This is a genomic window from Streptomyces sp. NPDC058877, assembly GCF_042742855.1.
In the GTDB taxonomy this organism is placed as follows: domain Bacteria; phylum Actinomycetota; class Actinomycetes; order Streptomycetales; family Streptomycetaceae; genus Streptomyces.
Map to the genome: position 1 here is coordinate 14039 of NZ_JBHYMF010000021.1, position 17751 is coordinate 31789.

At 71.7% G+C, this 17751-nt stretch carries 19 protein-coding genes; 8 read left to right on the forward strand and 11 right to left on the reverse strand.

All coding sequences use genetic code 11. From position 1 onward, the window contains the following. Positions 1-16 precede the first annotated feature (16 nt). Together ACFW2Y_RS07655 and ACFW2Y_RS07660 are read right to left on the reverse strand one after the other, a co-directional pair. A complete protein-coding gene (locus ACFW2Y_RS07655) occupies positions 17-574 on the reverse strand; it encodes a DUF1003 domain-containing protein (RefSeq protein WP_384874988.1) in 558 nt (185 codons plus the stop codon). Beyond that, positions 564-1835 (reverse strand): magnesium transporter MgtE N-terminal domain-containing protein, encoded by a 1272-nt coding sequence (locus ACFW2Y_RS07660; RefSeq protein WP_384874990.1) that lies wholly within the window; start codon positions 1833-1835, stop codon positions 564-566. Before ACFW2Y_RS07660 ends, ACFW2Y_RS07655 begins: the two co-directional genes overlap by 11 nt. 275 nt (positions 1836-2110) lie before the next feature. Between ACFW2Y_RS07660 and ACFW2Y_RS07665 the strand changes: the two genes are divergently transcribed. After that, the gene (locus tag ACFW2Y_RS07665) at positions 2111-2869 is read left to right on the forward strand and encodes a hypothetical protein (protein ID WP_384874993.1); all 759 of its coding nucleotides are present in this window, start codon (positions 2111-2113) and stop codon (positions 2867-2869) included. A gap of 71 nt (positions 2870-2940) precedes the next feature. On the opposite strand, the gene ACFW2Y_RS07670 is transcribed toward ACFW2Y_RS07665, so the two are convergent. Both ACFW2Y_RS07670 and ACFW2Y_RS07675 read right to left on the reverse strand, forming a co-directional pair. Then, a complete protein-coding gene (locus ACFW2Y_RS07670) occupies positions 2941-3450 on the reverse strand; it encodes a hypothetical protein (RefSeq protein WP_384874996.1) in 510 nt (169 codons plus the stop codon). Positions 3451-3475: 25 nt separating this feature from the next. After that, positions 3476-4603, reverse strand: a complete 1128-nt coding sequence (locus tag ACFW2Y_RS07675) for a magnesium and cobalt transport protein CorA (protein ID WP_384874999.1) — start codon at positions 4601-4603, stop codon at positions 3476-3478. Between the two features lie 417 nt (positions 4604-5020). On the opposite strand from ACFW2Y_RS07675, the gene ACFW2Y_RS07680 reads away from it, so the two are divergent. The 4 genes from ACFW2Y_RS07680 (at position 5021) to ACFW2Y_RS07695 (ending at position 8424) form a co-directional block, all read left to right on the forward strand. After that, positions 5021-5644 (forward strand): suppressor of fused domain protein, encoded by a 624-nt coding sequence (locus tag ACFW2Y_RS07680; protein WP_384875002.1) that lies wholly within the window; start codon positions 5021-5023, stop codon positions 5642-5644. A 250-nt stretch (positions 5645-5894) separates the two neighbouring features. After that, on the forward strand, positions 5895-6533 hold the full coding sequence (locus ACFW2Y_RS07685; RefSeq protein WP_384875005.1) for a DUF6758 family protein: 639 nt from the start codon (positions 5895-5897) through the stop codon (positions 6531-6533). A 200-nt stretch (positions 6534-6733) separates the two neighbouring features. Beyond that, on the forward strand, positions 6734-7594 hold the full coding sequence (locus tag ACFW2Y_RS07690; RefSeq protein WP_384875008.1) for a PHP domain-containing protein: 861 nt from the start codon (positions 6734-6736) through the stop codon (positions 7592-7594). Positions 7595-7818: 224 nt separating this feature from the next. Further along, positions 7819-8424 (forward strand): MarC family protein, encoded by a 606-nt coding sequence (locus ACFW2Y_RS07695; protein WP_384875010.1) that lies wholly within the window; start codon positions 7819-7821, stop codon positions 8422-8424. A gap of 98 nt (positions 8425-8522) precedes the next feature. Here ACFW2Y_RS07695 and ACFW2Y_RS07700 read toward each other — a convergent pair whose 3' ends face one another. Next, a complete protein-coding gene (locus tag ACFW2Y_RS07700) occupies positions 8523-8675 on the reverse strand; it encodes a hypothetical protein (RefSeq protein ID WP_017239951.1) in 153 nt (50 codons plus the stop codon). 175 nt (positions 8676-8850) lie between these two features. On the opposite strand from ACFW2Y_RS07700, the gene ACFW2Y_RS07705 reads away from it, so the two are divergent. Then, positions 8851-9834 (forward strand): NYN domain-containing protein, encoded by a 984-nt coding sequence (locus ACFW2Y_RS07705; RefSeq protein ID WP_384875012.1) that lies wholly within the window; start codon positions 8851-8853, stop codon positions 9832-9834. On the opposite strand, the gene ACFW2Y_RS07710 is transcribed toward ACFW2Y_RS07705, so the two are convergent. Together ACFW2Y_RS07710 and ACFW2Y_RS07715 are read right to left on the reverse strand one after the other, a co-directional pair. Beyond that, a complete protein-coding gene (locus tag ACFW2Y_RS07710) occupies positions 9818-10705 on the reverse strand; it encodes an alpha/beta fold hydrolase (protein WP_384875014.1) in 888 nt (295 codons plus the stop codon). The genes ACFW2Y_RS07705 and ACFW2Y_RS07710 overlap by 17 nt on opposite strands. Before the next feature lie 201 nt (positions 10706-10906). Further along, a complete protein-coding gene (locus tag ACFW2Y_RS07715) occupies positions 10907-13504 on the reverse strand; it encodes a DEAD/DEAH box helicase (protein WP_384875015.1) in 2598 nt (865 codons plus the stop codon). A gap of 485 nt (positions 13505-13989) precedes the next feature. Here ACFW2Y_RS07715 and ACFW2Y_RS07720 point away from each other — a divergent pair, with 485 nt between their 5' ends. Beyond that, positions 13990-14712, forward strand: a complete 723-nt coding sequence (locus ACFW2Y_RS07720) for a ferritin-like fold-containing protein (protein ID WP_384875017.1) — start codon at positions 13990-13992, stop codon at positions 14710-14712. A gap of 33 nt (positions 14713-14745) precedes the next feature. On the opposite strand, the gene ACFW2Y_RS07725 is transcribed toward ACFW2Y_RS07720, so the two are convergent. The 4 genes from ACFW2Y_RS07725 to ACFW2Y_RS07740 all read right to left on the reverse strand — a co-directional run bounded on the left by ACFW2Y_RS07725 (position 14746) and on the right by ACFW2Y_RS07740 (position 16642). Beyond that, a complete protein-coding gene (locus ACFW2Y_RS07725) occupies positions 14746-15012 on the reverse strand; it encodes a hypothetical protein (protein WP_384875020.1) in 267 nt (88 codons plus the stop codon). Between the two features lie 233 nt (positions 15013-15245). Beyond that, positions 15246-15473 (reverse strand): DUF3107 domain-containing protein, encoded by a 228-nt coding sequence (locus ACFW2Y_RS07730; protein ID WP_384875023.1) that lies wholly within the window; start codon positions 15471-15473, stop codon positions 15246-15248. 128 nt (positions 15474-15601) lie between these two features. Next, positions 15602-16261, reverse strand: coding sequence for a TetR/AcrR family transcriptional regulator (locus ACFW2Y_RS07735; protein WP_384875026.1), 660 nt, complete (start codon positions 16259-16261; stop codon positions 15602-15604). Positions 16262-16426: 165 nt separating this feature from the next. Beyond that, a complete protein-coding gene (locus ACFW2Y_RS07740) occupies positions 16427-16642 on the reverse strand; it encodes a hypothetical protein (RefSeq protein WP_384875029.1) in 216 nt (71 codons plus the stop codon). 141 nt (positions 16643-16783) lie between these two features. Here ACFW2Y_RS07740 and ACFW2Y_RS07745 point away from each other — a divergent pair, with 141 nt between their 5' ends. After that, positions 16784-17749 (forward strand): alpha/beta fold hydrolase, encoded by a 966-nt coding sequence (locus tag ACFW2Y_RS07745; protein ID WP_384875031.1) that lies wholly within the window; start codon positions 16784-16786, stop codon positions 17747-17749. Positions 17750-17751 lie beyond the last annotated feature (2 nt).

A 17751-nucleotide genomic window follows, 5' to 3' on the forward strand; every position in this document is an offset into this window, starting at 1 on the left:
GCCGGTGAAAGGGCCGTCAACGGTCGGGTACGTCACTTCCGCGGTCGTCGCCGGACGGGAATAGATCCCGGCGCTCCTCCAACTCCTTGATCAGGTCCTGGAACTCCGAGCGGATCCAGTCACGGGTCGCGACCTCGCCGAGGCCCATCCGCAGCGCGGCGATCTCCCGCGTCAGGTACTCGGTGTCCGCGATCGACCGCTCGTTCTGCTTCCGGTCCTGTTCGAGGTTGACCCGGTCCCGGTCGTCCTGCCGGTTCTGGGCGAGCAGGATCAGCGGCGCCGCGTACGAGGCCTGGAGGGACAGGGCGAGCGTCAGGAAGATGAACGGGTACTCGTCGAACTTCAAGAACCCCGGGGCGAAGACGTTCCACAACACCCAGACGATGATCGTCAGGGTCATCCAGACCAGGAACCTGCCCGTGCCCAGGAAGCGGGCGATCCGCTCCGAGAGCCGGCCGAAGGCCTCGGGGTCGTACTCCGGCAGCAGCCTGGACCGCCGCTCGCGCGGCAGGTCGAGCCGGATGCGGGGCACGGACCGCTCCCGTTCGCGCTCCCGGTCACGCTCAGCCGCCATGCCCGGCCCCCTCCTCGTGGAACTCGGTCTCCCGCCAGTCGTCCGGCAGCAGGTGGTCGAGGACGTCGTCGACGGTGACCGCACCGAGCAGCGAACCGCTCTCGTCGACCACGGGCGCGGCGACCATGTTGTACGCGGCGAGGTAGCTGGTGACGGCGGGCAGCGGGGTGTCCGGGCCGAGGGGCGACAGATCGCTGTCCACCAGCGAGCTGACCAGGGTGAACGGGGGGTCGCGCAGCAGGCGCTGGAAGTGCACCGTGCCCAGGTACTTGCCGGTCGGCGTCTCGTCCGGGGGCCGGCACACGTACACCTGCGCCGCCAGCGCCGGTGACAGGTCCTGCTGCCGGACCCGGGCGAGCGCATCGGCGACGGTGGCATCGGGCCGCAGCACGATCGGCTCGGTCGTCATCAGGCCGCCCGCCGTGCGCTCCTCGTAGGCCATGAGCCGGCGGACGTCGGCGGCCTCGTCCGGCTGCATCAGGGTGAGCAGCCGCTCCTTGTCCTCCTCGGGCAGCTCGGACAGCAGGTCGGCCGCGTCGTCCGGGTCCATCGCCTCCAGGACGTCGGCGGCACGCTCCTCCTTCAGCTTGCCGAGGATCTCGATCTGGTCGTCCTCCGGCAGCTCTTCCAGGACGTCGGCGAGCCGGTCGTCGTCCAGGGCGGCGGCGACTTCGGCGCGCCGCTTGGGCGACAGGTGGTGCAGGGCATTGGCGAGGTCGGCGGGGCGCAGCTTCTCGAAGGTGGCCAGCAGGTTCTCGGCGCCTTGCCCGTGCTCCTCCAGGGAGAAGCCCGTGACCGCCGACCACTCGACCGTCAGGGTCTCGCCCTTGCGGCGCAGCGCCCCGCCCTTGCCCCGGCGGACGAAGACCTTGTCGATCTCCCAGTCGCGTCGGGCGGGCAGTTGCTGGATGGCCACGTCGAGGACCGTCACCTCCTCGCCCGTCTCCACCAGCGTCACCCGTCGGTCAAGGAGCTCGCCGAGGACGAGCCGCTCGGTGGGGCGACGCTCGAAGCGCCGCATGTTGACGACGCCCGTGGTGATGACCTGACCGGAGGCGACTCCGGTGATGCGGGTCATGGGGACGAAGACCCGGCGCCGGCTCAGCACCTCCACGACCATGCCGAGCAGGCGCGGGGGCCGGCGGCCGACGCGGAGCATGGCCACGAGGTCGCTGACCCGGCCGACCTGGTCGCCGACGGGGTCGAAGACGGGGACGCCGGCGAGGTGGGAGACGAAGATCCGGGGAGCGCCTGCCGCCATGCCACGCGCCTCCTCGGTGCCCACGGTGCGGGCCGTCGTAGAGCTTTACCGCTGATTGCGGGACTTTGCCCGCTTCAGGCTAGCCCGTGACGTTCCACCCTGCTCTGGTAGTGACTCCGTACGGCTGCCTGCAGGGCCCCGGTCCCGCCCGGGTACGCTGCGGTCTGCCGCCCCACCGGGTCCGGACCCGGCCCTTCCGCCCGTGGTCCGCCTCCTCCGGCATCCGTACGGGCCGTGCCCGTACCTCCCCCCCCACGACACGAGAGGCAGCGCACATGACCGTTCGTACCCCGTCATCGCGTATCCGCAGGGCCCTCATGCCCCTGGTGCTCGGCGCCGGACTGACGGTGGGACTCACGGCCTGTGCCGCCGACCCGGACGAGGGGACCAACGGAGTGGGGCGGCTCTCCGCGCCCGAGATCGAGCAGAAGGCGCAGACCGCGGCGGACGGTGCGAAGGCGGTGCGGCTGTCCGGCACCCTCGTCAGCAAGGGCGGCACCTTCAAGCTGAACATGCGCCTCAAGCAGGAGGGCGCCACGGGCTCGGTGACGACCAAGAACAGCACCTTCGAGCTGCTGCGGGTCGGTGACGCGCTCTATCTGAAGGCCGAAGCGGGGTTCTGGGCCCATGAGGAGGAGGACGGCGAGGGGCCGTCGGAGGCGGGCTCCGAGGCGGCCGACACCCTCGACGACAAGTACGTGAAGGTGCCCCAGGGCGACCCCTCGTACAAGCAGCTGCGCGGTTTCACCGAGATGGGGCCGCTCCTCGACGGTCTGATCGGTCTGCACGGGGAGAAGAGCAAGGGCGATCGCGCCCAGATCGGCGGGGTGCGCACCATCCGGGTCAGCGGCGGGACCGACGGCGAGGGCGGTGCGCTCGACGTCGCGCTGGAAGGAGAACCGTATCCGCTGAGGTTCGCGCGGGGCGGGGGAGCGGGCGTCGTGGTCCTCTCCGAGTGGAACAAGGACTTCCCGCTCTCCGCCCCGCCGAAGGAAGAGACCCTGGACTACGGCAAGCAGTTGCCCAAGACCTGACGTGCGGTGCCCGCCGCGGCCGATCGCCGTCCCACCGGGAAGGGGCGGCGCGGACCCCGCCCGCTGCGGACCTAGTTCCCGCGCCGCCGCTTGAACAGCAGCCGGGGCAGCGCGGCCGGTACCGGGCGGCGGGTGTTCGCGCCGGTCGGCAGGGGCACCGCGGCCAGCGAGCCGTCCGGCAACTCCGTGCTGAAGGACCGGGGATCGAGCCGCACCACCCGGCATTCACGCGCCCAGCGCTCCGGCACGGCCTCGCCGTCGGGTGCGTTGAGCCGCTTGCCCTTCAGCTCGGCGACGGCCGCGTCCCATTCCTCCGTACCCGGGGCGAGCTCGCGCACGGTCGCCGTCCAGGCGACGATCCGACCGCCCTTGTCCTTGCTGCGGACGGTCACCTCGGCCGTGTCGCCGTCGACCAGCCCCGGCAGCGGTTGCTCACCGGGGCCGTCACCGACGAGGTGCGCGGCCCCGTCGTGCCAGACATGCCAGAGCGCGCGGGCCGGGCCGGTGCCGCGCACCCACACGAGGCCGGACTTCTTGGTGGCCTCCTCGACGAGGGCGGGCCCGAGCAGCTCTTCTGTCATGCCGCGCAGCTTATCGGGCGGGTCCCTACAGCCAGCCGTTGCGCTTGAGCGTGCGGTGGATGGTGAAGCAGACGGCGATGATGCCGGTGAGCACCATCGGGTAGCCGTACCTCCAGTGCAGCTCGGGCATGTGGTCGAAGTTCATGCCGTAGACGCCGCAGACCGCCGTGGGCACGGCGACGATCGCCGCCCACGAAGTGATCTTTCGCATGTCCTCGTTCTGCGCGACGGTCGCCTGCGCCAGATTGGCCTGGAGGATCGAGTTGAGCAGCTCGTCGAAGGCGACGACCTGCTCCTGGACGCGGGCGAGGTGGTCGGCGACGTCCCGGAAGTACTTCTGGATGTCGGGGTCGACGAGCCGCATCGGCCGCTCGCTGAGCAGCTGCATCGGCCGGAGCAGCGGGGTCACGGCCCGCTTGAACTCCAGGACTTCGCGCTTGAGCTGGTAGATCCGGCCGGTGTCCGTGCCGCGGGTGGAGCCCTTCGCGGCAGGCGAGAAGACGTCGATCTCCAGTTGGTCGATGTCGAGCTCGACGGCGTCGGCGACCGCGATGTATCCGTCGACGACGTGGTCGGCGATGGAGTGCAGCACGGCCGAGGGGCCCTTGGCGAGGAGCTCCGGCTCGCCCTGGAGGCGGTGGCGGAGGTTGCGGAGGGAACCCTGGCCGCCGTGCCGGACGGTGATGACGAAGTCGGGACCGGTGAAGACCATCACCTCGCCGCTCTCGACCACCTCGCTGGTTGCGGTGAGTGCGGCGTGCTCGACGTAGTGGATGGTCTTGAAGACGGTGAAGAGGGTGTCGTCGTACCGCTCCAGCTTGGGCCGCTGGTGGGCGTGGACGGCGTCCTCCACGGCGAGCGGGTGCAGCCCGAACTCGGCCGCGATGCCGGCGAATTCGGCCTCGGTCGGCTCGTGCAGGCCGATCCAGGCGAACCCCCCGCCCTCCCGCACCTGCTCCATCGCGCCGCGCGGCGTGAGACAGGCCCGGTCGTCGATCCGGCGTCCGTCGCGGTAGACGGCGCAGTCGACCACGGCGCTGGACGCCGAGTGGTCGCGGGTGGGGTCGTACGCGGTGTACGTGGTCGGGGTCTTGCGCAGGCTGTGCCGCAGGCTGGGGCGGACGGCAGCGGTCAGGTCGCGGATCATCGACATGGGCGTGCTCCTCACGGATCGGCCGTCGGCGCGGAGCGTGGCGCAGCCCGGAATGGGGACGGGGAAGCATCTCGTCCACAAAGCGGGCGGCACCGGAAGGGGCGCGGTGACGGCGGCGCTACAGACAGGGGAAGGCGAGGTGCTCTTCCGTCGTGCGAGCTGCCGGAGGTGCAGGTCCGTGCCGGACCCGGACGTCACCGGGGGGAGCGCACCGAGGGGGAGCGCGGAGCGGCGGAAGAGCGGCTGGTACTGCCCGATCGACTTCGGTCCATCGCAGTCCCACCTCCTCCGGCCGGTCCCCTGTCGGGGATGACGTGTGACGAGCAGTCGGGTATCCCGACCAGTCTCCAACACTATCAGCCGACAGAGGGTCAATCCCTTACTTTGCCCGTTCCATACGCGATCTATGCTCCCCGCATGGGAGAAGTTCTTGCACTGGTTGAAGCCCGGCTCCGTACGGCCCTCGGCGAACCGGACGCACGCGCCGCCGTGACGTTCCTCGGTACGGAGCGCATCGAGGTGCTCCGCTTCGTCGACGGCGACCTCGTGCGGTACGCGACCCTCGGGATGTCGGCACAGCCGATGGCCGATCCGACCTCCGCGCTCGCCGACCCGGTGAAGGGGCCGCGCGCCGAACTCGTCCTCACCGTTCGGCGTGGGCTCGCCGACACCGACAAGGTGCTGCGCCCGCTCGCGGTCCTGGCCGCCACCCCCCAGGTCGAGGGCGTGGTCGTGGCCCCGGGGGCCTCGCTCGACGTCGGAGACCCGCTCTGGCCCGGCGCCCCCTTCAGTTCGGTGCTCGTCGCCGAGTCGGGCGGTCTGGTGGAGGACCTGGACCTGAACGAAGGGCCGGCCCGGGACGGTTCCGCGGCGCAGGGAGGTGGAGGGATGGACCCCGTCCGCTTCCTGCCGCTGCTCCCGATGACCCCGAACGAGGCCGCCTGGAAGCGGGTCCACGGGGCGCAGGCCCTGGAGGAGCGCTGGCTGGCCCGGGGAACGGACCTGCGCGATCCGCTCCGCCGGTCGGTGGAGCTGGACTAGAGGGGCTGGACTAGAGGGGCTGGACCAGAGGGCGGCCGCGACCGGGTGGGTCCCGGACGGCCGCGCCCACGGCCCCTTCTTCCGCCCGCTGCCCGCCCCGGCCGTTCGACGGATCGGCGCCCCGCCCGGGCGCTCGCAACCGCCGATGGGGAGCGCGTACGTCTACGGGGGGTGAACGACTCCCGCCGGACGGGTGATCGTCTGTGGTCATCCTTGACGCGGGACGGAAGAGCTAGGACCGTTGAGCCCTATGAGGGGCGAACCCAGTTGTCCGAAGTGCGGTGGCCGGGTCAGGGCGCCCGGTCTCTTCGCCGACTCCTGGCAGTGTGACGTGCACGGCTCGGTGCACCCGCTCCAGCCCGTGATCCCGCCCAGCGTCGAGGGCCTCGGGGTCGTGGTGCACAGGTCCCACGTCCCGGTGTGGATGCCGTGGCCCCTGCCCGTCGGTTGGCTCTTCACGGGCGTCACGTACGCCGGTGACGACCGCAGCGGCGGGCGTGCGACGGCCGTCGCCTGCTCCGGGCCCGGGCCGCTCGGCGGGATCGGCGAGCTGCTCCTGGTCGCCGAGGAGCTCGGCGTGGGGCTCGGAGCCCGGTACGCCGGCATCGACGGCCTGGACCCCGGTTCCTGCATGGCCATCGACAAGCCACCGCAGGCCAAGGTGCTCGCCGCCGGGCGTCCCACCCCGCTCTGGCACGTGACCGGTGCCCCCCAGGACCGCGCGGTCTTCGCGGGCGAGGCGCGCGGCCTGTGGCTGTGGGCGATCGTCTGGCCCGAGCAGTCCGGCCTCCTGATGTACGACGAGCTGGTCCTGACGGACCTCCGGGACGCCGGCGCAGAGGTCGAGCTGCTGCCCTGTGGCGCACTCACCCCGAGGTTGTTGCACTAGCCCGTGGTGCGAAGCCCCTCTCGCCCCGCCCCGCCCCGTCCTCGGGGCGGCCTGAGTCGCTTTCGCGACACGCCCCGGCCCGCGCCGTCGCCGACCGGTCCCGGGGCCGTCCTGCCGGTGGCGATCCGTACGGGAGCGTTCGATTCGCCCGTTATGCTGGAGCGTCCCTCGTCCGTGCCGAGTCCCTGGAGTACCGCGTCGTGCGCATCGACCTGCACACCCACTCCACGGCCTCCGACGGCACCGATTCCCCGGCCGAGCTGGTCAGGAACGCCGCTGCGGCCGGACTCGACGTCGTCGCGCTCACCGACCACGACACCACGCGGGGCCATGCCGAGGCGATCGCCGCACTGCCCGAGGGGTTGACTCTCGTCACCGGTGCCGAGCTGTCGTGCCGGATGGACGGGATCGGGCTGCACATGCTCGCGTACCTCTTCGACCCGGAGGAGCCCGCGCTCCTCGCCGAGCGCGAGCTGGTGCGCGACGACCGGGTGCCGCGCGCCCGGGGGATGGTCGACAAGCTCCGGGAGCTGGGCGTCCCCGTCACCTGGGAGCAGGTCGCCCGGATCGCCGGCAACGGTTCCGTGGGGCGCCCGCACGTCGCCGAAGCGCTCGTCGAGCTCGGTGTGGTCCCGGACGTGTCCGCGGCCTTCACGTCCGACTGGCTCGCCGACGGCGGTCGCGCGTACGTCGAGAAGCACGAGTTGGACCCGGTCGATGCGATCCGCCTCGTCAAGGCCGCCGGCGGGGTCACCGTCTTCGCCCACCCGCTCGCGGTGAAGCGCGGTCAGGTGCTGCCGGAGGCGTCGATAGCCAGGCTCGCCGAGGCCGGACTCGACGGCATCGAGGTCGACCACATGGACCACGACGAGCCGACCCGGGCCAGGCTGCGCGGGCTGGCGAAGGAGCTCGGCCTGCTGGGCACGGGCTCCAGCGACTACCACGGCAGCCGCAAGACCTGCCGCCTCGGTGAGTACACCACCGACCCCGAGATCTACGGCGAGATCACCCGTCGCGCGGCAGGGGCCTTCCCCGTGCCGGGTGCCGGGGGAGTCCGCTGACCCCTTCAGGGCCCTTCTCCGCCGCCTCCCCGTGACGGCGGCCGGCAGCCGTTGCCCGGCCGTCGCCCCTTGAGGGGCGCGCTCGCCCTGCCCCGCCCCACCCCGCCCGCACGGCTCGGTGCCGTGCCCCGGCGTCCCCTTCCCCGCCCTGGTGCCGGAATCTTTCATTCCGGTCTGCGGGGACACACCCCACCGTTCCACCTCTCGCGCAAGGCAACCCCACCGTGTTCGACGTCGCCGTCTTCGGCTCGCTGTTTCTGACCCTCTTCGTGATCATGGATCCGCCCGGGATCACCCCGATCTTCCTCGCCCTCACCTCCGGCCGCCCGGTCAAGGTGCAGCGCCGGATGGCCTGGCAGGCCGTCACCGTCGCCTTCGGGGTCATCACCGTCTTCGGTCTCCTGGGGCAGCAGATCCTCGACTACCTGCACGTCTCCGTCCCCGCGCTGATGATCGCCGGCGGTCTGCTGCTGCTGCTCATCGCGCTCGACCTGCTCACCGGGAAGACCGACGAGCCCAAGCAGACCAAGGACGTCAACGTCGCGCTGGTGCCGCTCGGGATGCCCCTGCTCGCCGGGCCCGGCGCCATCGTCTCCGTCATCCTCGCCGTGCAGAACGCCGACGGCGTGGCCTCGCAGGTCTCCGTCTGGACCGCCATCGCCGCCATGCACGTCGTGCTCTGGCTGACCATGCGGTACTCGCTCGTGATCATCCGCGTCATCAAGGACGGCGGTGTCGTCCTGGTGACCCGACTCGCCGGCATGATGCTCTCCGCCATTGCCGTGCAGCAGATCATCAACGGCATCACCCAGGTGATCCAGGGCTCCTGAGGGGCTGCGAACCTCCCCGGACGCCACTGCGCCCCCGTACGGATTCCGCTTCTGCGAAGTCCGTACGGGGGCGCGGTGCGTGGTGTGGAACCGCCGTGTTACGAGGCCGAGGTCTCGGCGGGTCGGATCCAGATGCGCTGGCCGATCGCGGCGGCCTGCTGCACGATCCTGTTGACGGAGGAGGCGTCCACGACGGTCCGGTCGACGGGCGTGCCGTCGATGTCGTCGAGTCGCAGGATTTCGAAGCGCACGGGCTTCTCCCTTCGTCTGAGTTGATCCTCCAGATGGAGAACTGCGTTACGTACGGGTTCAACGAGATGCACCCTGCAAACATTCCTTACGCTAAGGAAATTTTTTGGATGCCTAACTACTGGCTGGTAGGCGGGTGTGGCGGCCGGCCCCGTCGCGGCGGACAATGAGCCGCGTATGAACGACGCAGACACCACTCAGGTGAACGACACCAACGGCGCTCGGACGAACGACAACGGCACCGGGGACACTCGGACCGACGACGCCGATGCACGGCTCCACGCGCTCGACGCCCGCCTGGAGCGCACCAATGAGCTCCTCCAGCGGATGCTGGCCGAAGTGGCCAAGACCCCTTCCACCCACGCCATCTTCGTCGACGCAGGTTACGTCCATGCTGCGGCCGGGTTGCTGGTGGCGGGTACCGAGGACCGCCGCTCCTTCGACCTCGACGCCGAGGGCCTGATCGAAGCCTTCATCGACAAGGCCCGCACGATCTTCGCGGACAGCAGACTGCTCCGGGTCTACTGGTACGACGGGGCCCGGCGCCGGATCCACACGCCCGAACAACAGGCCATCGCCGAGCTGCCCGACGTCAAGGTCCGCCTCGGCAACCTCAACGCCAACAACCAGCAGAAGGGCGTCGACTCCCTCATCCGCAGCGACCTGGAGTCCCTCGCCCGCCACCGGGCCATCAGCGATGCGGCCCTCGTCGGCGGCGACGAGGACCTCGTCTCGGCCGTCGAAGCGGCCCAGGGCTACGGGGCGCGCGTGCACCTCTGGGGCATCGAGGCCGCCGAAGGGCGCAACCAGGCCGAGGCGCTCCTCTGGGAGGTCGACAGTCAGCGCACCTTCGAGCTGGACTTCTGCCGTCCCTACGTCACGCGCCGCCCGGTCACCACGTACGAGAACGAGGGAGAGCCGCCGCCCTCCCGAGAGGAGGTGCGCTTCGTCGGCGCCCAGATCGCGGCCACCTGGCTCGCCGAGCGCGGCCGGGACCGGCTCGCCGAACTCCTACCGGGCGCGCCCTACCTCCCCGGACCGGTCGACCAGGACCTGCTCGTCGAGGCCGAACGCCTGCTCAGCCGTTCCCTGCGCGGCCACGCCTCGCTCCGGCGCGCGCTGCGCGACGGTTTCTGGCAGCACCTCAAGGCGCAGTACTGACCCGGGCCGGAGCGGTCGCCCGCTCCCAGAAACCGGTGAGGCGCACCGTCAGTTCTTCGGGGTGCGACACGTTCGGCGAGTGACCGGCACCCGCCACGACCGTGTGGTGGGCACCGGTGCGCGCCGCGGCCACGGAGAGCTCCGCCGGCGCCCAGACCATCTCGTCCGAGCCGTAGGCGAAGTGCAGCGGCATCGACAGCGCCGCCAACTGCTCGGTACCGTCCTCGCGGCTCAACAAGAGCCTTCCTGCGCCTGAGAGTTGGGCGATCCGGGTACGCATCCAGCGCCGCCGCAGAAAACCGGCGAGCTCGGGAGCGTCATACGTGTCCGGCTCCTCGCCCCGATCGTCCAGCCAGCACATCGCCTGCCAGACCTGCTCCTTCGACAACAACGTCAGCGAGGCGCGCAGCACCCACAGGCGGATCCGCTGCGGCCGGGCGACCCGACCGGGCCCCGAGGAGAGCAGGGTGAGCGAGCGGAAGGCGCCCGGCGCGACCCCGGCCGCCGCACGCGCCACCAGGCCGCCGAACGAGTGGCCCACCAGATGGACGGGCCCGTCCCCCAAGGCCGCCGCCTGCGCCACCGCGTCGAGGGCGAGCGCCTTGCGGCGGTACGCGGCCCGGCCCCGGGGCCCGTGCGTCTCGTTCTGACCGCGTCCGTCCACGGCCACCACCCGGTACCCGGCCTCGCTCAACGGGCCGAGCAGGGCGAGGAAGTCCTCCTTGCTGCCGGTGTACCCCGGCAGGAGCAGGGCGGTACCCCGCCGTTCGCCCGAGGGCGCGGTGTCGAGCACGGCGAAGCGGCCACGCGCGGTCTCCAGCCGACGGGCGCGGGTGCGGGGCGGCAGGACGAGGGAACGGGGCTTGCTCATACCTGGACTGTAACGGCGCGCCCGGAGGACGGCCGTGCGGGCCCGGAGCGAGAGACGTGCGGCCGGGGGAGAGCCGGGTCGTCACGGTCCCTGTCGGGGGGCAAGTCCGAGGGGAGCGCTGCACGTGGACGGGCCCGATGCGCCCGAGCGGCCCGATCCCGTGTGACGGGGACCGGGCCGCTCGGGCGGCGCGGACGCGGATCAGCCCTCCGGCTCGGCCACTGCCTTCTTGGTGGAGCGGCGGCGCGGAGCGGCCTTCTCGGGGGCCTCCTCGGTCGCCGGCGACTCGACCACGGCGTCCGCCGCCTTCTTCGTCGTACGACGACGGGCCGGTGCCTTCGGTGCGGTCTTCGGGGCGGAAGCGTCCGGAGACTCGGCGGCGACGGCCTTCTTGGCGGTGCGGCGGCGGGGTGCGGCCTTCTTGGGGGCTTCGTCGGTCGCCGGTGCCTCGGTGGTTTCGAGGACCGGTTCGGCGACGGCCTTCTTGGCGGTGCGGCGGCGCGGTGCGGCCTTCTTGGGGGCTTCGTCGGTCGCCGGTGCCTCGGTGGTTTCGAGGACCGGTTCGGCGACGGCCTTCTTGGCGGTCCGGCGGCGCGGTGCGGCCTTCTTCGGGGCCTCCTCCACCACGGGTTCGGCGACGGGGGCGGCCACGACGATGACCTCGCCGGTCGACCCTGCGGTCGTGGGAGAACCCGCAGGACGACGGGCCGTACGACGACGACGGGGCGCGGCCTCCTCGACGACCGGCGCGGCCACCGGCTCGACGACCGGCTCTTCGACGACCGGGGCCTCGGCGGTCACCGGCGGGCCGGCGGGCCGGCGGGCCGCACGGCGGCGGCGCGGCGCCGGAACCTCGATGGCCGGGGCTGCTGCCGTGGGTTCCACGACCGGCGCGGGGGCGATCTCCGCGACCGGCTCGGCCACCGGCTCCACGACGGCCACCGGCTCCACGACGGCGGCCTTCTTGGCGGTGCGGCGGCGCGGGGCCTTCTTCGGCTCCTCGACCTGCCGCTCCTCGGCGACGACCGGAGCGGTCTCGACGATCGGCCTGGACATCAGGGCGATGGCGGCCGATTCGGGCGTCTGGAAGGTCACGGTCTCGTCCACCGGACGCGCCACCCGGGCGCGGCGCCGGCGCGGCGCCGGGGCCGGAGCGGGCTGGGAGGCCACGGGGGCCCGGTCGACCGGAGCCGCGGTCACGGCCTCCGGACGGGCGGCGGTCCGCGCCCGGCGGCGGGGAGCCTTCGGCTCTTCGACGGCCGGTGCCCGGACCGCCGGAGCCGCAGCGGCGGCCTCGACGACCGGCGCCTCGACGGCGGCCGGCTCCGCGATGACCGGAGCGGCGACTGCGACCGGCGCCGGGGCCGCGGCCGAAGCACCCGTGCGGGTGCGGCGGCGACGGCGCGGGGTGCGCGGTGCGGACTCGGCGCGGGCCTCGTCCGTCACGGCCTCCACGACCGGGGCCTCCACGACCGGGGTCGCCACGGTCACTTCGTCGGTGAGCTCGCTGCCGCCACGGGTACGGCGACGCTGGCGCGGGGTCCGCGTGCGGGCCGGGCGCTCCTCGGTCCGCGCGGCGGCCTTCGGCGCACGGCCACGGCGACCACCGGGCTCACCCAGGTCCTCCAGTTCCTCCGCGGCCAGACCGGCACGGGTCCGCTCGGCGCGGGGCAGGACGCCCTTGATGCCCTCGGGGATGTCCAGGTCGGCGTAGAGGTGCGGGGAGGTCGAATAGGTCTCGACCGGATCGTTGAAGTCGAGGTCCAGGGCCTTGTTGATGAGCTGCCAGCGCGGGATGTCGTCCCAGTCGACCAGCGTCACCGCCGTACCCTTGGCGCCCGCACGGCCGGTCCGGCCCACGCGGTGGAGGAAGGTCTTCTCGTCCTCCGGCGACTGGTAGTTGATGACGTGGGTGACGCCTTCGACGTCGATGCCGCGTGCGGCGACGTCGGTGCAGACGAGCACGTCGACCTTGCCGTTGCGGAAGGCGCGCAGCGCCTGCTCACGGGCGCCCTGACCGAGGTCGCCGTGGACCGCGCCGGACGCGAAGCCGCGACGCTCCAGCTGTTCGGCGATGTCGGCGGCGGTGCGCTTCGTGCGGCAGAAGATCATCGCCAGTCCCCGGCCCCTGGCCTGCAGGATGCGGGAGACCATCTCCGGCTTGTCCATCGAGTGCGCACGGTAGACGTGCTGGGTGATGTTGGCGACGGTCGCGCCCTCGCCATCGGGCGAAGTGGCCCGGATGTGGGTGGGCTGCGACATGTAGCGGCGGGCGAGGCCGATGACCGCGCCCGGCATGGTGGCCGAGAAGAGCATGGTCTGGCGCTTGACCGGAAGCATGTTGATGATCTTCTCGACGTCGGGCAGGAAGCCCAGGTCGAGCATCTCGTCGGCCTCGTCGAGGACGAGGACCTTCACGCGGGAGAGGTCCAGCTTGCGCTGGCCGGCCAGGTCCAGGAGGCGGCCGGGGGTGCCGACGACGACGTCGACGCCCTTCTGCAGCGCCTCGACCTGCGGCTCGTACGCACGGCCGCCGTAGATGGCGAGCACGCGGACGTTGCGCACCTTGCCGGCGGTCAGCAGGTCGTTGGTGACCTGCTGGCACAGCTCGCGGGTGGGAACGACGACGAGCGCCTGCGGGGCGTCAGTCAGCTGCTCGGGCTCGACCCGACCGGCCTCGGCGTCCAGGGGGACGACGACGCGCTCCAGGATGGGGAGGCCGAAACCGAGGGTCTTGCCCGTGCCGGTCTTGGCCTGGCCGATGACGTCGGTGCCGGTGAGGGCGACCGGAAGGGTCATCTCCTGGATGGGAAAGGGATTCACGATGCCGACTGCCTCAAGGGCCTCGGCCGTTTCGGGAAGGATTCCGAGCTCTCGGAAAGTCGTAGTCAGGGTGCTGCCTCTTCTGTGAGACGCGGCGCGAGGCGAACGATGGGGGTCGTACCGTGCCGGGATCTTCCGGGGGGATCGGGGAGATCACCGCCGGGTGGCACGGGACCACTGCCGTCGCTCGAGCGTCGTACCGCTGAGGGTGACCCTTCCGCGGGTCCGCCGGAAGGGCTGTCGGGCCGGAGCCGATCGGGCCACCGACCGGGCATCCTCATTCATGAGTCGGCCCACCGAATACGTCCGAACGTGCGAATACATGTCCGCATACTCAGCAGGCGCTTTACCACTGTACCCCGGATTCGCGCATGTGTGTTGGGCGAATTGGTGATGAGGGCACGGTCACACTGATTGACCAGGGCCTTCCCGGGTCGCGCGGGCGGGCTATTGTGCGCTTCATGGAGACGCCTGACAACGCCACACCCACCGGGATCGCCGCCAAGGACTGGGCGGAGGCTTCCGCGGAGCCGCAGTACCGCGCCGCCGTGATCGACCTCCTCGGTGCCCTCGCCTATGGAGAGCTGGCGGCTTTCGAACGGCTCGCCGAGGACGCCAAGCTGGCGCCGACCCTCGCGGACAAGGCGGAGCTGGCGAAGATGGCCTCGGCCGAGTTCCACCACTTCGAGCGGCTGCGGGACCGCCTGGCGGCCGTCGAGACCGAGCCGACCGCGGCCATGGAGCCCTTCGCCAAGGCGCTCGACGACTTCCACCGCCAGACGGCCCCCTCGGACTGGCTGGAGGGCCTGGTCAAGGCGTACGTGGGCGACTCGATCGCCAGCGACTTCTACCGGGAGGTCGCGACCCGGCTCGACTCCGACACGCGCGGGCTCGTCCTCGGGGTGCTCGACGACACCGGCCACGGCAACTTCGCGGTCGAGAAGGTCCGTGCGGCGATCGATGCCGATCCGCGCGTCGGCGGCCGGCTCGCGCTCTGGGCGCGTCGCCTCATGGGCGAGGCGCTCTCCCAGGCCCAGCGGGTGGTCGCCGAGCGCGACGCCCTCTCGACGATGCTGGTGGGCGGGGTGGCGGACGGCTTCGACCTGGCAGAGGTGGGGCGGATGTTCTCCCGGATCACCGAGGCGCACACCAAGCGCATGGCCGCGCTGGGCCTGGCCGCGTAGCGCGACGTACGAGGAGTGCGGGGCGGGCGCTGTTCACGCCGCCGCTGATCGACGCAGCCGCGAGGCCGGGCGGATCAGCAAGGAGAGCAGCACCGCCGCCACCACCACCGCTCCGACGAGGGTGGCGAAGAAGTGACCGGGGCCGAGTGCGCCGTGTGTGACGAGGGCACCGAACACCCCACCGAGGGCGCCGGTGATCAGGACTCTCCCCCGGCCGGGGAGGCGGTCGGCCAACCACTGGACGGCTGCCCAGGCCAGGGCGAAACCGAGCAGGGCGGAGCCGAGGGCTTCCAGGAACACGGCGGATCACCTCGCGAGGGGTGCGGGGCGGGTGGGGTGGTCACAGCCCTCCTACCCCCAGCGCCCTCGGTGCAATCCTCCCGTACGCCCTGACGTGGACGTACGCGCCGTCGAGGAGCCCCCGAAGCACCACCGAGGGGCGTGGTGGACCGCGCCGCACCGACCCCGTGCGAAGGGCCCGGTGGACCGGAACGGTCCACCGGGCCCTTCGCGTCAGAAACCGGGTTCGGAACTCAGAGCGCGCCGAAACCCACCCGACGCACGCTGGGCTCGCCGAGCTCCACGTACGCGATCTTCTCGGCCGGGACGAGGACCTTGCGGCCCTTCTCGTCCGAGAGGCTGAGCAGCGGTGCCTTGCCGCCCAGCGCGTCGGCCACCGCGCGCTCGATGTCCTCGGCGGACTGTCCGCTCTCCAGAACGATCTCCCGGGGTGCGTGCTGCACGCCGATCTTGACCTCCACGGCTATGTCCCTCCGAACGGTCAGCATTGCGCGGACGACCCGCGCCGTACGCTGCACACATTAGCCCGGAGAGGGGACCCGCAAGGGTCAGCCGCCGCACGCCAGGAGCGAACAGCACCGGGGAACGATCAGTGGCCCTCGGCGCTCAGCTGACCGTCCGCCGGGTGCAGCGGGAAGCCCGCGATGCCGCGCCAGGCGAGCGAGGTGAGCAGTTCGACCGCCTTGTCGCGGGCGATGCCGGAGTCGCTCGACAGCCAGTAGCGGGCGACCACCTGGGAGACGCCGCCGAGGCCGACGGCGAGCAGCATCGACTCGTCCTTGGACAGGCCGGTGTCCTCGGCGATCACGTCGGAGATGGCCTCGGCGCACTGCAGGCTGACCCGTTCCACGCGCTCGCGCACGGCGGGCTCGTTGGTCAGGTCGGACTCGAAGACCAGCCGGAACGCGCCGCCCTCGTCCTCCACGTAGGCGAAGTACGCGTCCATGGTCGCCGCGACCCGGAGCTTGTTGTCCGTGGTGGAGGCCAGGGCCGTGCGCACGGCGAGCAGGAGGGACTCGCAGTGCTGGTCGAGCAGTGCCAGGTACAGCTCCAGCTTGCCGGGGAAGTGCTGGTAGAGCACCGGCTTGCTGACGCCGGCCCGCTCGGCGATGTCGTCCATCGCGGCGGAGTGGTACCCCTGGGCGACGAAGACCTCTTGGGCCGCGCCGAGCAGCTGGTTCCGTCGGGCACGTCGCGGCAGGCGCGTGCCCCGTGGGCGTGCTGCCTCTGTCTGCTCGATGGCGCTCACCGCGGCCTCCTACATATCGATCCATGTGCGCTGTCGCGCCGCGCCGCCATCGTACTTTTGGGTAACCCGGCTGTGCTCGGTGCGAACGCAGAATTTCACGGACCGGACGCCCGGGTCGACAGTCGATTCAAGATTAAACCGAACAAAACGGCGGCAGTCCGTCGTTCAGCGGTAGTCGTCCTCGTCCAGGGCGACGACCCGGCTCTGCTCCGAAGCGTCGGCCTCGTTGGCCGAGTCGCGTTCCAGGTGAGTGGTCTCTTCGTCCTCGCGCTGCTGAAGTTCGGTGTGCTGCTCGGCGGCGTCCGCCTCCGGGATCTCCTGGTCCAGCACGGCGTCCTCTTCCTCGGTGAACGTGTCCGGCTCGCTCGGATCGGCAGTCATGCGGTTCCTTCCAGGGGGGGCGGGTCGCGGTGCTCCCGATGGCCCTCCCCTTGAGCGTAGGAGCGAACGCGTCGTGCCGCACACGCACCTGTGACGGCACCCACACGCATCGCCGCGTGATCGTCTCGTAATATTGCGGCCATGTCCTCGACCGAGCTGCCGGAAACCCGTACCGCTGCCGCACCCTCCGCGTCGCGGACCCGCGCCGTACGGGTGGCCGACGGCGAGGAACTCCGCTCCGTCGCACTGCCCGGACTCACCCTCACCGTGCGCGGCCGGTCGGGCGACCGGTCCGGTCTGCCGCCCGCGCTGTACGTCCACGGTCTCGGCGGTTCCTCGCAGAACTGGTCCGCCCTGATGCCGCTGCTCGCCGACCTCGTCGACGGGGAGGCGGTCGACCTGCCCGGCTTCGGCGACTCCCCGCCGCCGGACGACGGGAACTACTCGGTCACCGGACACGCCCGCGCCGTCATCCGGTTCCTGGACGCCGCGGGGCGCGGCCCGGTGCACCTCTTCGGCAACTCGATGGGGGGCGCCGTCGCCACCCGGGTCGCCGCGGTCCGACCGGACCTCGTCCGCACCCTCACCCTCGTCTCCCCGGCCCTGCCCGAGCTCCGCGCCCAGCGCACCGCCTGGCCCACCGCGCTGCTCGCGGTCCCCGGCGCCGCCCCGTTCTTCGCGAAGCTCACCAAGGAGTGGACGGCCGAGCAGCGGGTCAAGGGCGTCCTCTCGCTCTGCTACGGCGATCCCGGCCGGGTCACGGAGGAGGGCTTCCGGCACGCCGTCGAGGAGATGGAGCGGCGACTTGAGCTCCCCTACTTCTGGGACGCCATGGCCCGCTCCTCGCGCGGCATCGTCGACGCCTACACCCTCGGCGGGCAGCACGGCCTGTGGCGACAGGCCGAACGGGTCCTCGCCCCGACCCTGTTGGTCTACGGTGGGCGCGACCGACTCGTCTCGTACCGGATGGCCCGGAAGGCTGCCGCCGCCTTCCGGGGTTCGCGCCTGCTGAGCCTTCCCGAGGCGGGGCACGTCGCGATGATGGAGTACCCGGAGACGGTCGCTCGGGCCGTCCGGGACCTGATCGCAGATGACGACGGGAGCTGATC

Coding starts and splice junctions, on each gene's coding strand:
- ACFW2Y_RS07655 (WP_384874988.1), bottom strand. CDS start 574: ATGGCGGCTGAGCGTGACCGGGAGCGCGAACGGGAGCGGTCCGTGCCC.
- ACFW2Y_RS07660 (WP_384874990.1), bottom strand. CDS start 1,835: ATGGCGGCAGGCGCTCCCCGGATCTTCGTCTCCCACCTCGCCGGCGTC.
- ACFW2Y_RS07665 (WP_384874993.1), top strand. CDS start 2,111: ATGACCGTTCGTACCCCGTCATCGCGTATCCGCAGGGCCCTCATGCCC.
- ACFW2Y_RS07670 (WP_384874996.1), bottom strand. CDS start 3,450: ATGACAGAAGAGCTGCTCGGGCCCGCCCTCGTCGAGGAGGCCACCAAG.
- ACFW2Y_RS07675 (WP_384874999.1), bottom strand. CDS start 4,603: ATGTCGATGATCCGCGACCTGACCGCTGCCGTCCGCCCCAGCCTGCGG.
- ACFW2Y_RS07680 (WP_384875002.1), top strand. CDS start 5,021: ATGGGAGAAGTTCTTGCACTGGTTGAAGCCCGGCTCCGTACGGCCCTC.
- ACFW2Y_RS07685 (WP_384875005.1), top strand. CDS start 5,895: ATGAGGGGCGAACCCAGTTGTCCGAAGTGCGGTGGCCGGGTCAGGGCG.
- ACFW2Y_RS07705 (WP_384875012.1), top strand. CDS start 8,851: ATGAACGACGCAGACACCACTCAGGTGAACGACACCAACGGCGCTCGG.
- ACFW2Y_RS07710 (WP_384875014.1), bottom strand. CDS start 10,705: ATGAGCAAGCCCCGTTCCCTCGTCCTGCCGCCCCGCACCCGCGCCCGT.
- ACFW2Y_RS07715 (WP_384875015.1), bottom strand. CDS start 13,504: ATGACCCTTCCGGTCGCCCTCACCGGCACCGACGTCATCGGCCAGGCC.
- ACFW2Y_RS07720 (WP_384875017.1), top strand. CDS start 13,990: ATGGAGACGCCTGACAACGCCACACCCACCGGGATCGCCGCCAAGGAC.
- ACFW2Y_RS07740 (WP_384875029.1), bottom strand. CDS start 16,642: ATGACTGCCGATCCGAGCGAGCCGGACACGTTCACCGAGGAAGAGGAC.
- ACFW2Y_RS07745 (WP_384875031.1), top strand. CDS start 16,784: ATGTCCTCGACCGAGCTGCCGGAAACCCGTACCGCTGCCGCACCCTCC.